The organism is Martelella alba (genome assembly GCF_005217455.1).
Lineage (GTDB): Bacteria > Pseudomonadota > Gammaproteobacteria > Enterobacterales > Enterobacteriaceae > Acerihabitans.
The window spans coordinates 60,679-74,556 of sequence record NZ_SZPQ01000001.1; the positions used below are offsets into that span (position 1 = coordinate 60,679).

The window sequence follows — 13,878 nt, forward strand, 5'->3', positions numbered from 1 at the left end:
CATACGAGCCGCTTCCATAGCGGCGATTTCATTTGCCAGGTCATCCCAAGGACGCATTTATGAACGCCACCCCCCGCCCAAGGCCTTATACAAGGTAATTTGTTGGTTCAACCGGCCCAGCCGGGTGGTGATTAGCGCCTGTTGCGCCGTATACAGATTGCGTTGCGCCACCAGCACATTCAAATCGCTGTCGATGCCGGTACGAAAGCGCAACAGGGCGGCATCGTAGTAGCGCTGGTTGGCCGCCACGTCCTGCCGCCGCGCTTTCAGCTCATCCCGATAGGTGTCCTGCCCGGCCAGCGCGTCGGCCACCTCCTTGAATGCCGTTTGGATGGCCTTTTCATAGTCGGCGATCTCAATGCGCTTTTCCGCCTTGGCTATCGCCAGGTTGGCCGAATTCACGCCGCCATCGAAAATCGGCAGCGTTATCGAGGGCGAGAATGACCAGGCCGCGGTACCGCCTTCCAGTAAGTGTCCCAGGCTGCTGCTGGAAGAACCGCCCGCCGCCGTCAGGGTAATACTGGGGAAGAAAGCGGCTCGCGCCGCGCCGATATTGGCGTTGGCGGCTTTCAAGGTATGCTCGGCGGCGATGATATCCGGCCGGCGGGTAAGCAGATCGGAGGGCAGTCCGGCCGGCGTGGCCGGGAAATGCCAATCCTGCTTCAAACGGGCCTTCGCCGCCAGATCGGCCGGCAGCTCGGCGCCCACCAGCAGCCTAAGGGCGTTGACATCCTGGCGCGCCTGCCGCGTATAGCTGGCCACATCGGCCTGGGCGCTGCGCACCGAAGTTTCCGCCTGGGCCAAATCCTGATCGCTATACACCCCGCCGTCATAGCCGCGTTTGGTCAGATCATAAGAGGCCTGCTGGCTTTTCGCCGTGTCCTGCGCCAACGTCAGCAGTTCATTATCGGCGCACAACGTCAGGTAATCCGACGCCACTTCGGCGATAAGGCTTATCTGGGTGGCGCGCTGGGTGGCGTCAAGAGAAAGGTATTTTTCCAGCGCCTGATCGCGCAGGCTGCGCAAACGGCCGAAGAAATCCAGTTCCCAAGAGGTCACGCCGAGATTGGTATCCAGCTCGTGATAGGTGACCGGCCCGCTGCTTTTCGTATCGTAGAGCCCGCCCGGCAGATGGGCGGATGTCTGGCTGGCGTTCAGATCCACCGTGGGCAGGAGCGCCGCCCGGTCAATCTGTATTTGCGCGCGCGCCGTCTCGACATTCAGTGCCGCGACCCGCAGATCGCGGTTGTTTTCCAGAGCGAGCGCGATAAGCCGGTGCATGGTCGGATCGGTGAAAAAGCGCTGCCAGGGTAAATCGGCGCCGGTACCCGGCGTCGCGGCGTCGCTGTAGTCATAATGATTGGCGACGGGCAGGGCTGGGCGCTGGTATTTCGGCTCCAACGTACAGCCGCTCAATAAGACGGCCAGGGCCAGCGGCGCCAGCGCCGGCCGGAAAGTGTTACTGATCATCATGATGTATCGCCTGTTTATGCGCATCGTTAGCGGTTTTTTTGCCGGCGAAACGCTGCGCCACCACAACGTAGAACATCGGCACGAAGAAAATGGCCAGGAAAGTGGCGGTGATCATACCGCCCACCACCGCCGTGCCGATGGAATGTTGGCTGCCCGCCCCGGCGCCATGGGAAACGGTCATGGGCAGTACGCCGAGAACGAACGCCATGGAGGTCATAATAATGGGGCGGATACGCATACGCGCCGCGGTGGTCACCGCTTCCACCACGCCTTTACCCTCGCGTTCATGCATCTCCTTGGCAAACTCGACAATCAGAATGGCGTTTTTCGCCGCCAACCCCACGGTGGTAAGCAGTCCCACCTGGAAGAACACATCGTTTTCCAGTCCGCGCATTAACATGGCCGCAATGGTGCCCAACACGCCCAGCGGTACCACCAGAATCACCGAGAAAGGCACCGACCAGCTTTCATACAGCGCCGCCAGACAAAGGAATACCACCAGGATCGAGATGCTGTACAACGCCGGCGTCTGCGAACCCGACATCTGTTCTTCATATGAGATGCCATGCCATCTAACCTTGAAGCCTTTCGGCAGTTTGGCGGCGATGTCGTTAACCGCTTTTACCGCGTCGCCGGTGCTGTAGCCGGCCGCCGGCGAACCCATGATTTCCATGGAGGACAGGCCATTGAAGCGCTCATAACGCGGCGAGCCGTAGACCCACTTGCCGCTACCGAAGGCGGAAAATGGCACCATGGTGCCGCTGCTGTTACGGAAGTACCATTTGTTGAGATCTTCCGGGGTCACCCGCGAGCCGGCGTTGCCCTGCACATAAACGTATTTTACCCGGCCATGGTACATAAACTGGTTGACATAACTGGAACCCCAGGCCGCCGACAGCGTATCGTTAATGTCCGCCAGACTGAGTCCCAGCGCGCTGGCCCGTTCGTCATCAATGATCAATTGATATTGCGGTTCATCGTTCATACCGTTGGGCCGCACCGCGGTCAACCGTTTATCCTGCGCGGCCAACTGAAGAAATCGGTTGCGTGCCGCCATAAGCGCGCTATGGCCTTTGTTCAGCGTATCTTGCAGATAGAAATCGAAGCCGGTGGCGTTGCCCAGCTCCATCACCGCCGGCGGCACCAGGGCATAAATCTTCGCGTTCGGATAGTTGGCGAAGTGCGCCATGGTCCGTTTCGCCAGGTTCTGAACGCTTTGCTCGCTCTTGCCGCGCACGCTCCAGTCTTTCAATTTGACGAATGCCATGGCGCTGCCCTGGCCGCGGCCGGCGAAACTGAACCCGTTGGCGGCGAAAACCGAACTGACGGTGGCGCTTTCGTTTTTCTGCAACCAGGCATTGATATCGTTGATCACTTTCTGGGTGCGCTGTGACGAGGCGTTGTCGGGCAGGGTGATCTGCATCATCATCACGCCCTGATCCTCGTCGGGCAAAAATGAGGTGGGCAGACGGGAAAACAGCAGGCCGGTAACTATCACCAAGGCGAGATACACCAGCAGAAACAGGCCGCGCCGATGGATAACCTCGCCGACGCCGCCGGTATAAAACCGCGTTCCCGCCTCGAATTTGCGGTTAAACCAGTGGCTGAAGCCCCGGGTTTTATGCTCAATGGCACTGTGTTTTAGCAGGGTGGAGCACAGCGCCGGCGTGAAAATCAGCGCCATCAGCACCGACAACGCCATGGCCGACACGATGGTAATGGAAAACTGGCGGTAGATAACGCCGGTGGAGCCGCTGAAAAAAGCCATCGGCAACAACACGGCGGACAGTACCAGCGCGATGCCGAATAGCGCGCTCTGGATCTGCTGCATGGATCGCACCGTGGCTTCCTTGGGCGGCAACCCCTCCTCGGCCATGACGCGCTCGACGTTTTCCACCACCACAATGGCATCGTCCACCAGCAGGCCGATGGCCAGCACCATACCAAACATGGTCAGGGTATTAATCGTGTAGCCAAAGGCGGCGAGCACGCCGAAGGTTCCCAACAACACCACCGGCACCACCAGCGTGGTGACCAGCGTGGCCCGCAGGTTTTGCAAGAACAACAGCATCACCAGGAACACCAGCACGATGGCCTCAAACAGGGTTTTCACCACCTCTTTGATGGATGCGCTGACAACCGGCGAGGTGTCATAGGGGAACTTCACTTCCACGTTGTCCGGCAGGGAATCCTTGATACTGTCCACGGTTTCCCGTACGGCTTTCGCGGTATCCAGAACGTTGGCGCCGGTGGCCAGACGCAAAGCGATGCCGGCGGAGGGCCGACCGTCATAAGTGGAGTCGACGGAGTAACTTGACGGCCCGAGGGCCACCTTGGCCACATCCTTAAGCCGTACCTGAGAGCCGTCGCTATTGACCTTAAGCAGGATATTTTCGAATTGTTTGACGGTGGTAAAGCGGGATTTGCCCAGGATGGTGGCGCTGGTCTTCACCCCCGGTATCGTGGGTAGGCCGGCGAGGGACCCGGAAGAAACCTGAACGTTCTGGTTGCTGATGGCGGTGGTGATATCGCTGGGAATCAGTTGATATTTATAGAGTTTGGCCGGATCCAGCCAGATGTGCATGGCATACTCGGCGCCCATGACCATAAAGTCGCCCACCCCTTTGGTGCGCGAAATAGGATCTTCAAGTTTCGAGACCAGTAAATCCGCCAGGTCGCCGTTGCTAAGCTTACCGTCTTTGGAGATCAGGCTGACCACCATCATAAAGTTGGACTGGTATTTACGGATCCGCAGTCCTTGCTGGGTGACTTCCTCCGGTAATTGCGATTCCGCCAGCGACACCCGATCTTGTACCTGTACTTGAGCGATATCGGGATTGGTCCCTTGATTGAACGTCACGATAATCTGCGCGCTGCCGTCACTGCTGCTTTGCGATTCGATATAGCGCAGATTGTCCAAGCCATTAAGCTGCTGTTCTATCACCTGTACCACGGTGTTTTGCACCGTTTCGGCGCTGGCGCCGGGATACGTGACGGAAATGGACACGGCCGGCGGCGCGATATCGGGATATTGACTGATGGGCAGATTAAAGGCGGCGATGGCGCCGACCAGCATCACAATAATGGCGATGACCCAGGCGAAAATCGGGCGTTCGATAAAAAATTTTGACATAACGCCCCCTTTATTGCGCCGCGGGGTCGGTCATAGACAACGAGACCCCGTTATTGCCGGGCACATCGTCGGCCTTGCCTTCCGTCGCCTTCACCTTGCTGCCGCTGCGCACTTGTTGCAGACCGCTGATAACCACCCGGTCGCCGGCCTTCAATCCTTTGTCCACCAGCCACTTATCACCCTCCATTTGCCCGGTGACCACCGTGGTCTGGGCAATGGTGTTATTGTTTTTCACCAGATAAACGTAAGGCTGTCCGCTGTTATCGTGCATGATGGCTTCTTGCGGCACCAGAATGCCCTGTTCCTGTATGCCCTGCGGGAAACTGGCGTGAACAAACATGCCCGGCAGCAGGATGTTATGGGGATTGGGGAAGGCGGCGCGCATCGTGACGCTGCCGGTGGCTTCGTCCACCGTGACTTCCGAAAATTCCAGACGGCCCTGCTCGGGATAAGTGGAGCCGTCCTCCAGCGTGAGCTTTACCGTGGCGGCGTTGTCGCCGGCTTTTTGCAATTTACCCTCGGCCAGCGCCCGGCGCAGACGCAGCAAATCCAACGAGGATTCGCTGACATCCACATAAATCGGATTAAGTTGCTGAATCGTGGTGAGATAGCTGGTCTGGCCGTCGGTGACTAATGCCCCCTCAGTGGAAAGGGACCGGCCAATACGTCCGCTGATGGGCGCGCTGACCCGGGTATAATCCAGATTGACCCGCGCGGTTTCCAAATCGGCCTTTGCCTCATTGGCGCTGGCGACCGCATCCTCATAACTTTGCTGGCTGACGGCGTGGGCGGCGGCGAGCGGACGATAGCGTTTGGCGAGCGCCGCCGCGTTAGTATAGGTCGCCAGGGCCTTATCGTAGGCGGCCTGATAACTGGCGGGATCGATTTGATACAAAGGTTGGCCCGCCTTAACCTGCCCCCCTTCTTTAAACAGCAGTTTTTGGATAATGCCGCTGACCTGGGGACGAACTTCGGCGGTTTTGACCGCCGTGACGCGGCCGGGCAATTGGGTAAACAGCGTCACCGGCTGGGTTCTCAGCGTCACCACCGTGACGGCCGGTAATGGGGGCGTTTGTGTTGTGGCGGAGTGCTGGTCGCAACCGACCAGTAATATGAACACGCCGACGGAAAGAACGTTTATGCGCATAGTCAATCTCATTAATCGAACATCATCCAGCAAGCGGCGTCCGCGATTGAACATCCCTATCCGGTAATCGCTAAAAAGGCTGAAATTCCCGAGATTTCCGAGGCGTTATTCTTTGAACCCTTTACCGGTCATGTTCCTCGCTGCCTTTACGCTGGGGGTACCTGCTCATGGCGCCGCCGCGATGCAACTCGATTTATTCGGGGTAAGGGTCGATAACGTATTCACGGAGATGGATTCCGCATTGGCACGGAATGCCGGCAAATTCCTTGTCTGCCGCGGCCGTCAGCGAGAATCGGACGATGAAATCCGCCCCTCGCCGCGCTACCAACACCGAAAGGGGCGGACGGTATCAACGGAATGCGGATTGATACCGTTCGAGAACCTTATATGAATGGCGTGAATAAAAATATCCAGATGACGTAAGCGGAATGCTAAGAGGTGTGAAGTTTAATTTATTTTTTAATATATTTAGGGGGCAATAATCCACCTCGCCGTAAAAATCAAGTTAATCACGTGATACTTTCAGCAACAAAAAGTGATCGCGGGAAAATAAAAGAAATGGAATACCTCATTACAACGGATAAACGCGGTATCGGCGGGTGGCGAAATTCATCGGTTTTTGCGCCGGCGCATTGGCGCCGGCCAGTCAGCGATTGGCGGAATTTCCGGGTGGGCGCCCCTAATCGGCCTCAAGCCGATTCGACGGTAAGCCAGATGAGGGATTTGTTATCGAAGGTGCTGGCCCATACCGCGGCGCCTACCGCATCCAGGCGGCTGGTATGTTCCGGCGCCACTTCCCCCAGTACCGGCTGGGCCAGATCCTCGGTAGTGGGACCGTACTGGACGATAAATTTCTGCCCGGTGGATTGAGAGAAGCGCAGCCGCCCTTTGGGCGCATCGCAGATCCGTTCGCGAACATAAATGGGCGCGGTGGAAACCAGGGGAGACCAGGCATACATGGATTCGCCGGTGACCACCGCGTGATCTTGCAAAACGGTGAAGGGAAGCGCAGCAATAACATCCTGGCACAACTCGGGATTTTCATTGACCGCAAGATAAGCGTCTACGCTGATATTCAGCGGCTGCCAGGTCAGGCGGATCTTCCGGCCGCCAGCGATTTTTACGCGCCGGGCGGGATCGGCGATGGATGGGGCGGCGCTTTCCTCGCCGGCGTAAGTAAATGACGTGCCCAGTCCCCAGGGAAAATAATGAAAAGACCACGCGGCCATCTGATTGGTGTAGAGGCAAAAAGCGCGGATGGCCTCAATGGCTTGTTGGCGCGAGAGTGCCTTGGGCAACCACTCTCGCAGTGCGAAGGCCAGTTTGCCCAGAGTGGGAAAGCCGCTGTAGCGCAAATAGTTGCTATAGGGATGATCAAAACTGTCAAGAACAAACGCGAATTGCGTCAGAGAGATTTGGGGGTTTTCGACAATTTGTAATAACGGGTAATAGGTATACATGGAGTAGTCGCGCATCATTCCGGCCGCGATATCCCAGGTACCGAAATATTGCCCATAGCTGCCCGCCTGATTTGCCAGCGCGCCGGTGCGAAAGGCATGAATTTCTTCGGGTTCTTCATTGGCGATGATGGCGGTATGGCGGCGGATATCGCTGATGACCGCGCCGAGGCTGGTGTAACTCATTCCACTTACTCCTGTCGTCGTTAAGTAACCGGTTCATCCCGCCGCGAACGGATGGGGGAAGATAACTGAAACAGGGTTATTGTATATACAATAAAATATTATGTATATATATAATGGAAGGGTTCGTGTCCTTTGTGATGCGATCTCCACCGCAAGCGACTGGCGACATCGGCGATGTGCCGCCGATGGCGACCCCACCCTTATCACTCCGGTCACCCAGGGTTGATCAGGGGTACTGCCGAAGCAAAACGGTCGGAAACAGTCTGGATGGGTTTCCTTGGTATAGACAATATTATAAATTGTCTTTAATGAGACGAGCGTCAACTGAAATCCCCCGCCGGGCCATACGAATATCCTATGCATGTCTGTCCGCGCGCGCCCCGGACCGAAAAGCGCTTACCCGAGTCCACACCAAACCCGGTAAAAGATGGTAGGATAGGGAGGTTGAGCTGAATCGCTTGCGGTTATGTATAGACTTAAAATGCATGTAATGAAAAGGGATATCATGAAGCAGGTAAAATCCATTGAGACCAAAACCCGTCTAGCGGAACCCGAGCTTAAAAACCCCATGGCCAGGCGCTCGCGGGGCAAACCTCTGCCTATTCATCAGGAAATCCAAAGCGATATTAAAAACAAAATCCTGAATAATGAATGGCATCCGGGGGATCGCGTCCCCACGGAGCAGGAATTGATGGAAATTTACAGCTGTTCGCGAATGACGGTGAACAAGGCGTTATCGACGCTGGTAGCCTCCGGCATGATTATGCGCAAGCGCCGTAAAGGATCGTTTGTGGCGATGCCCAGGGTGGAAGAGCCGTTACTGGCCATTCAGGATATTCGCGCAGAAGTTCTGGCCACCGACAGCATGTACAGCTTTACGGTGCTTTATCGCGGCGTCCGCACTATTGCCGATCCGGTGGAGGCCGCGCATATCGGTATTCCCGTGAATGCCCGCATGTTGTGCATCGACGTCATGCATTTTGCCGATAATCTGCCGTTTGCCCTGGAAGCGCGCCAGATCAATCTGGCGGTGGTACCCGACGCCGCCGAGGAAGCATTCGCTGAGATGCCGCCGGGAAGCTGGCTGTTAAGTCATGTCCCCTGGTCCGAAGGGGAACACTCCCTGCGCGCTATCGCCGCCGATGACGTCCTGGCCCGGCAATTGTCCATATCTCCCGGCACGGCTTGTTTTTCCATTGCCCGCCGTACCTGGCTGTCCGGCGCATTGATCACTTTTGTGCGCCTTATCTATCCCGGCGAGCGCCATCGCTTCCTGGTGCGCTTCGGACCTAGCCCCGCCACGCCCCAGTGATCGCCCCATTAAACGCTCGCCGCCAATGGCGGTCGCGTGCCGGCCGATTTCGGTCCACGCGGCCTGCACGTGCCCCTGGCCGGCGGTGTTTCCCCGCCATGTTGGCCTGCCTTTGACACCCCTCTGACAATGGAAATCCTTGCGGCATCAGGGCTTTCTGAATTTATTTCAATATGTTAATAGGAGCATCCCTCCTTCGTTTCGTACATTGCCATACAATAAACTTATTTGTATATACATATATTGACGAGTGATTACGCTGGTTGTATTTTGCTTGTAAAAGGAGTTATTGAAGTGTTAACAGCCTGGATGCCGATCCCGTGAAAACGTTACACAGCGACCCCTTATGTCAGGAGATCATGGTGAATAAAAAGCAATTAATCAGCGGCGCACTGTTGAGCTTATCGTTGGCCGTTGTTCCTCATTTCGCTTTCTCTGCCGTCACTGCGCCCGCCGATATCAAGGCTCGCGGGCAATTGACTTTTTGTTCCGACCTGGAGAATCCCCCGGCGGAAGGCATGGCGGACGACGGTAAAACGCCAAGCGGCGTCGCCGTCGATATCATGAATCGGCTGGGGTCGCTGATGGGCGTGAAAACCCGTATCGATAACTACCAGTTTTCCGGCATTTTCGCGGCGCTGGATACGGGTAAATGCGATGCGGTCATGGCCAGTCTGGGTAAAACGCCCGAGCGTGGCGAACGCTACGGTCTGGTGGATTACTGGCGGGTGAAATCCGGCCTACTGGTGGCCAAGGGCAATCCGCTGCATATCACCACATTCGAGGATTTATCCGGCCGCCGGGTCGCCGCGCTGCTCGGCAGCCGTAATGAATCGGTGGTCAAACAATTCAGCGATAAGCTGGTGGCCGAGGGCAAGCCCGGCATCACGCTGGTATCGCTTGGCACCAATGTCACCGCGTTCCATGATTTGCTGCTGGGGCGGGCGGACGCCATGGTGGGCGATACGGTTGTGATTAACTATTACATGTCCAAGGCGCCGAACAAGTTCCAGACCGTCGACATGCCGGTGCCGGCCAAAACCTGGGTCATCGCCGTCCTGAAAAAGAACGTCGCGTTGCGGCAGGCGCTGCAATCCGGCATGGATGAGATGAATGCGTCCGGCGACATGCTAAAAATCGTAACCAAATGGGGCATCGAGAAAGGCGTAGGTTTGTGTAACAGCAGCCACCCCTGCGAATAAGCGAAGATTACCGAACCGGCGAGGATGACAACGTGCTAACGCATATCCAGTTGCAATTTAATACGGCATTTTTTCTGAACTTCGTTTTTCATCCGCAGCCGGTTTTGTTGCAGGGACTGGCGGTGACGGTACTGGCCGCCGTGCTGGCCCAGGTGATCGGCACGATCCTGGGCATGTTGCTGGCGGTGGCCGGCATGAGTCGCTTTCTTCCCTTACGGGCGCTCAACCAAATTTATATCTGGTGTTTTCGCGGTACGCCGGTACTGGTGCAACTGGTTTTGATCTATTTCGGCTTGCCCTACCTGCTGGGCTTCGACCTGTTTCCGACAGAACTGACGCTGGGGCCGCTATCGGTACCGGGCGCGCTGGTAGCCGGTATTTTGTCGTTCGGTTTGCATGAAGCCGCCTATATGAGCGAGATAACCCGCGCGGGCATCATCTCCATCGACATCGGCCAGACCGAGGCGGCCAAAGCGCTGGGCATGCCGCCAGCGTTATTGATGCGTCGGGTTATCCTGCCGCAGACCGTGCCGGTGATCTTCCCGGCGTTGGGGAACCAGTTCAACAACATGCTCAAGACCACCGCGCTGCTCAGTATTATCGGCGTATCGGAGATGTTTCGCGTCGCCGAGCAATTGCAGGCCGCCACATTCATGACGTTTGAAGTCTACCTGGGCGTATCGGTTTACTACCTGCTGCTGACCGCGGGCTGGACATTCATTCAGATGCTGATGGAGCGGAAACTGGGCCGGCATCTTGCCGGCCGAAGAAAGGTCAAGCGCGGCAAAACCGCCCCCCTTAACCACATAGCGGAGTTGGCTGATGAATCCCAATGAAACCCCTGCGCCGACGGAGGTGGTGGTGTGCCGGGATGTTGTGAAATCTTATGGGGACACGCCCGTGCTGCGCCAGGTTTCGCTAACGGTCAAAACCGGCGAGACGCTGGTGATTATCGGTCCGTCAGGTTCGGGGAAAACCACGTTAATCCGTTGTATTAACCATTTGGAAAAAATCCAGCAGGGAACTATCCATGTTGGCGGCAGCCTGATCGGCTATCGGTTGAAAAAGGGCAATTTGGTTGAAGACAGCGAAAAAAACATCGCCCGGGTCCGTCGCAGAATCGGTATGGTGTTTCAACGGTTTAACCTGTTCGCCCATATGACCGTCCTGGAAAATGTCATGGAGGCGCCGCTCAGCGTACTGCACCAGGACAAAGCGTCCACTGAGCGCCAGGCGATGGAATTGCTGGCTCGGGTGGGACTCAAAGACAAACTGGCCCACTACCCTTCGCAATTATCGGGCGGACAGCAGCAGCGCGTGGCCATTGCCCGGGCGCTGGCGATGAATCCGGAAGTTATGTTATTCGACGAGCCCACCAGCGCGCTGGATCCGGAAATGGTGGGGGAAGTGCTGAGCGTCATGAGGGGGTTATCGGCCCAGGGCATGACCATGATAGTCGTGACCCACGAAATGGAATTCGCCCGGCATGTCGCCGACACGGTGGTATTTATGGACGGCGGGGAAATCATTGAAAAAGGACCGCCACAGAAAATATTCACCGAGCCGGAAAACCCCCGCACAAAATTATTTTTAAATAAAGTCTTGCATCGAATGTAAATAGGGCGTTAGCCCTGAATAATTGAGTTGCTGCGTGGCGGCCACTGAAAAACACATCCGTCGGGGACGAATTATCCCCGCCACCAAAGAGGCAACTTGAATTATATCGGGATAAGCCCGTGAATAAGATAGTGTTGTCTTGACAAACGAGGAATGAAAAATGGGACGTTTGATTGATATAAGCTGGCCAAGTCTTGGCGTCACCGTGGTTGCCGAGCTGAATGACGAGCGTAATCCGGAACTTTGCGAAGAATTCTGGCAGCATCTGCCATTTAAAATATTACAGGCCCATCCTGTGGTATCGGGAGCGTCGATGTATGCCTGGACGCCCATTGTCAGCAGCGCGCCGGTGCATCACCGGGAAATGATAACCGATTGTCCGGTCGGCCGGCTGCGTTATTCCCAATCCACCGGCAATAAAATGTCCATCCAATATGGCGTAGGTTTGGAGCCCTTGGCTCAACCGGTTTTGGGACAGGTGTTGCCCGAATATTGCCATTTATTGCCTGACGTGGGTAAAGCGGTTTGGAATAATCTTTTTTGGCAAAAAGACCTTATCTTCGTTGAAGTCTCGGCTCACGATAAATCGGCCCATCCCGGCGTGCCTAAACAGATCGATACCGCTTCAGCCGTGGCGCGGCGGTTTTTGGAGGAAGCCGAGCGCATCCAACTGACCGAGCCGGAGGATTTACGCAATATACGTCTGGGACGCATTGAATCCACTGGAACATATGGACAATATTTTACTGCCTGGGATTTTGCTAATGGTATGCTGCGCGATTATATTATGTATACGCTGTATCCATTATTAACGCTGAGCAAAATATTGTCGGTGGATGATTTCATCAAAACGCTGAACGAATTCGATGTGCCGTATTCCAGCTACCTCGGTGTAAGTGGACTCTATCAGATGGAAGAATATGCCGGTTTACTGCGTAACGCTGTCGCCGAAGCGAAAACGCGGAAAGAAATTCAGGAGCTCATGCGTGCCTTTATTAAATACGGCAACCGGATGTGCGCCTGGTCTTATCACTATTTCCCGTGGTATTTAGGCATGTTTTTCAATCGGCAATTGGGTGGGCAGGAATTTCCCGGCCGCTGGAATCCGGAAAAGGTTTAAGGGATTGGATCCGACGGCTCGCAGCGCGGCGGCAGTGAGCGACGCCTTGGTCGGAAACGAAGGTGAACCGCCCACGACGGGCCTTTGGTGAGAGACCCACTGTCTCTCATCAGCCCCAAATCCATTGCCGACGCTGTGATTGGGGTGACGATCGCTGCGATACAGCGGCAATGTGAAGTAAGAAGGGGTGGGATTGGCGAAAAATCATTGTGTTTATCCATGGAGCTAACATGTTTGACATATCCCAGCGGGATAAGGACGCTTTTGCGCGCGACGGCGCCGTTATCATCCGCGGCGCATTCTCGCGCCAGTGGCTGGACAGCGTCGCGCAAGGTATTGCGGAGAATGTCTCGCAGCCCAGCGATCACGGACGGTATACCGATCCCGAAACTAACCTGTTTTTTCAAGACAGCGATAACTGGCGCAGGATTGCCGCGTTTCGCCAATTCGTTTTCGATTCGCCGGCGAAATACATCGCCGCCGCGCTGATGGGGGCGCATACACTTAATTTCCTGCACGATCACGTCCTGTATAAATTACCCGGCGCCACGCAACGTACGCTCTGGCATCAGGATCAACCTTACAGCCCGGTGGAAGGGAACGATTATTGCACGATATGGTTGCCCGTGGACCCGGTGGACCAGCAAACCGCTTTGGAATTTATCGCTGGGTCCCATCGCTGGGGCAAATGGTTTCGTCCGCAAGCTTTCGCTACCGGTCAACTGCGCGACGGCGATGATGAGCAATGGGCGATTCCGCCCGATATCGAGGCGGCCCGCGCCGATTACCCCATTATCAGTTGGCCGCTTGAACCTGGCGATTGCCTGGTATTTCATGGTTTGACACTGCATGGCGCCGCCGGTAATCCCTCCGCGCGGCCACGTCGGGTGCTTTCCACCCGGTGGACCGGCGATGACGCCGTATTTCGCCGGCGTAGCGGGAAGATGTCGCCGCCGGAACCGGCGCATAACGCCCCGGAAGACGGCGGCGTGTTGGATTGCCCCGCATTTCCGGTGGTCTGGCGGATGCCCTGTGCTGAATAATCCCCAGCCGCATGAATCATACTGCGACCGGGGTGAGCGGGCGTAGCCAACAAGGGCGCATCGTAAAGGATAACGAGTATGAACGGACTACTCGCGAAGGGGGGTATCTATCGCCATTCAATGGCCCTTTTTGCGATTTACCCTGGCTGGGCGGTGGATTTTTTCTCCCGGCCCGGCGTTAGTAAATA

Annotated in this window: 10 protein-coding genes; 6 read left to right on the top strand and 4 right to left on the bottom strand. The window is 56.2% G+C overall.

Going from position 1 to position 13,878, the window contains the following annotated elements:
- Positions 1-57 precede the first annotated feature (57 nt).
- The 4 genes from FCN80_RS00300 to FCN80_RS00315 all read right to left on the bottom strand — a co-directional run bounded on the left by FCN80_RS00300 (position 58) and on the right by FCN80_RS00315 (position 7,396).
- The gene (locus FCN80_RS00300; protein WP_230492410.1) at positions 58-1,473 is read right to left on the bottom strand and encodes an efflux transporter outer membrane subunit; all 1,416 of its coding nucleotides are present in this window, start codon (positions 1,471-1,473) and stop codon (positions 58-60) included.
- Complete coding sequence (locus tag FCN80_RS00305) at positions 1,460-4,606, bottom strand: efflux RND transporter permease subunit (protein WP_136987831.1); 3,147 nt, start codon at positions 4,604-4,606, stop codon at positions 1,460-1,462. The genes FCN80_RS00300 and FCN80_RS00305 overlap by 14 nt, the downstream gene beginning before the upstream one ends.
- A gap of 10 nt (positions 4,607-4,616) precedes the next feature.
- Positions 4,617-5,753 (bottom strand): efflux RND transporter periplasmic adaptor subunit, encoded by a 1,137-nt coding sequence (locus FCN80_RS00310; protein ID WP_136987832.1) that lies wholly within the window; start codon positions 5,751-5,753, stop codon positions 4,617-4,619.
- A gap of 689 nt (positions 5,754-6,442) precedes the next feature.
- Positions 6,443-7,396 (bottom strand): cucumopine synthase-related protein, encoded by a 954-nt coding sequence (locus FCN80_RS00315; RefSeq protein WP_136987833.1) that lies wholly within the window; start codon positions 7,394-7,396, stop codon positions 6,443-6,445.
- A gap of 505 nt (positions 7,397-7,901) precedes the next feature.
- On the opposite strand from FCN80_RS00315, the gene hutC reads away from it, so the two are divergent.
- The 6 genes from hutC to FCN80_RS00345 all read left to right on the top strand — a co-directional run bounded on the left by hutC (position 7,902) and on the right by FCN80_RS00345 (position 13,690).
- On the top strand, positions 7,902-8,708 hold the full coding sequence (hutC, locus tag FCN80_RS00320; RefSeq protein WP_170975284.1) for a histidine utilization repressor: 807 nt from the start codon (positions 7,902-7,904) through the stop codon (positions 8,706-8,708).
- A 359-nt stretch (positions 8,709-9,067) separates the two neighbouring features.
- Positions 9,068-9,910 carry an ABC transporter substrate-binding protein gene (locus FCN80_RS00325; RefSeq protein ID WP_136987835.1) on the top strand — a complete coding sequence of 281 codons (843 nt, stop codon included), beginning with the start codon at positions 9,068-9,070 and terminating at the stop codon, positions 9,908-9,910.
- 32 nt (positions 9,911-9,942) lie between these two features.
- Entirely contained in the window at positions 9,943-10,746 is an 804-nt protein-coding gene (locus tag FCN80_RS00330) for an amino acid ABC transporter permease (protein ID WP_170975285.1), read from the top strand.
- Positions 10,733-11,527 (top strand): amino acid ABC transporter ATP-binding protein, encoded by a 795-nt coding sequence (locus tag FCN80_RS00335; protein ID WP_136987836.1) that lies wholly within the window; start codon positions 10,733-10,735, stop codon positions 11,525-11,527. The genes FCN80_RS00330 and FCN80_RS00335 overlap by 14 nt, the downstream gene beginning before the upstream one ends.
- A 160-nt stretch (positions 11,528-11,687) precedes the next feature.
- Positions 11,688-12,647 carry a cucumopine synthase-related protein gene (locus FCN80_RS00340; protein WP_136987837.1) on the top strand — a complete coding sequence of 320 codons (960 nt, stop codon included), beginning with the start codon at positions 11,688-11,690 and terminating at the stop codon, positions 12,645-12,647.
- Positions 12,648-12,877: 230 nt separating this feature from the next.
- A complete protein-coding gene (locus tag FCN80_RS00345; RefSeq protein ID WP_136987838.1) occupies positions 12,878-13,690 on the top strand; it encodes a phytanoyl-CoA dioxygenase family protein in 813 nt (270 codons plus the stop codon).
- Positions 13,691-13,878 lie beyond the last annotated feature (188 nt).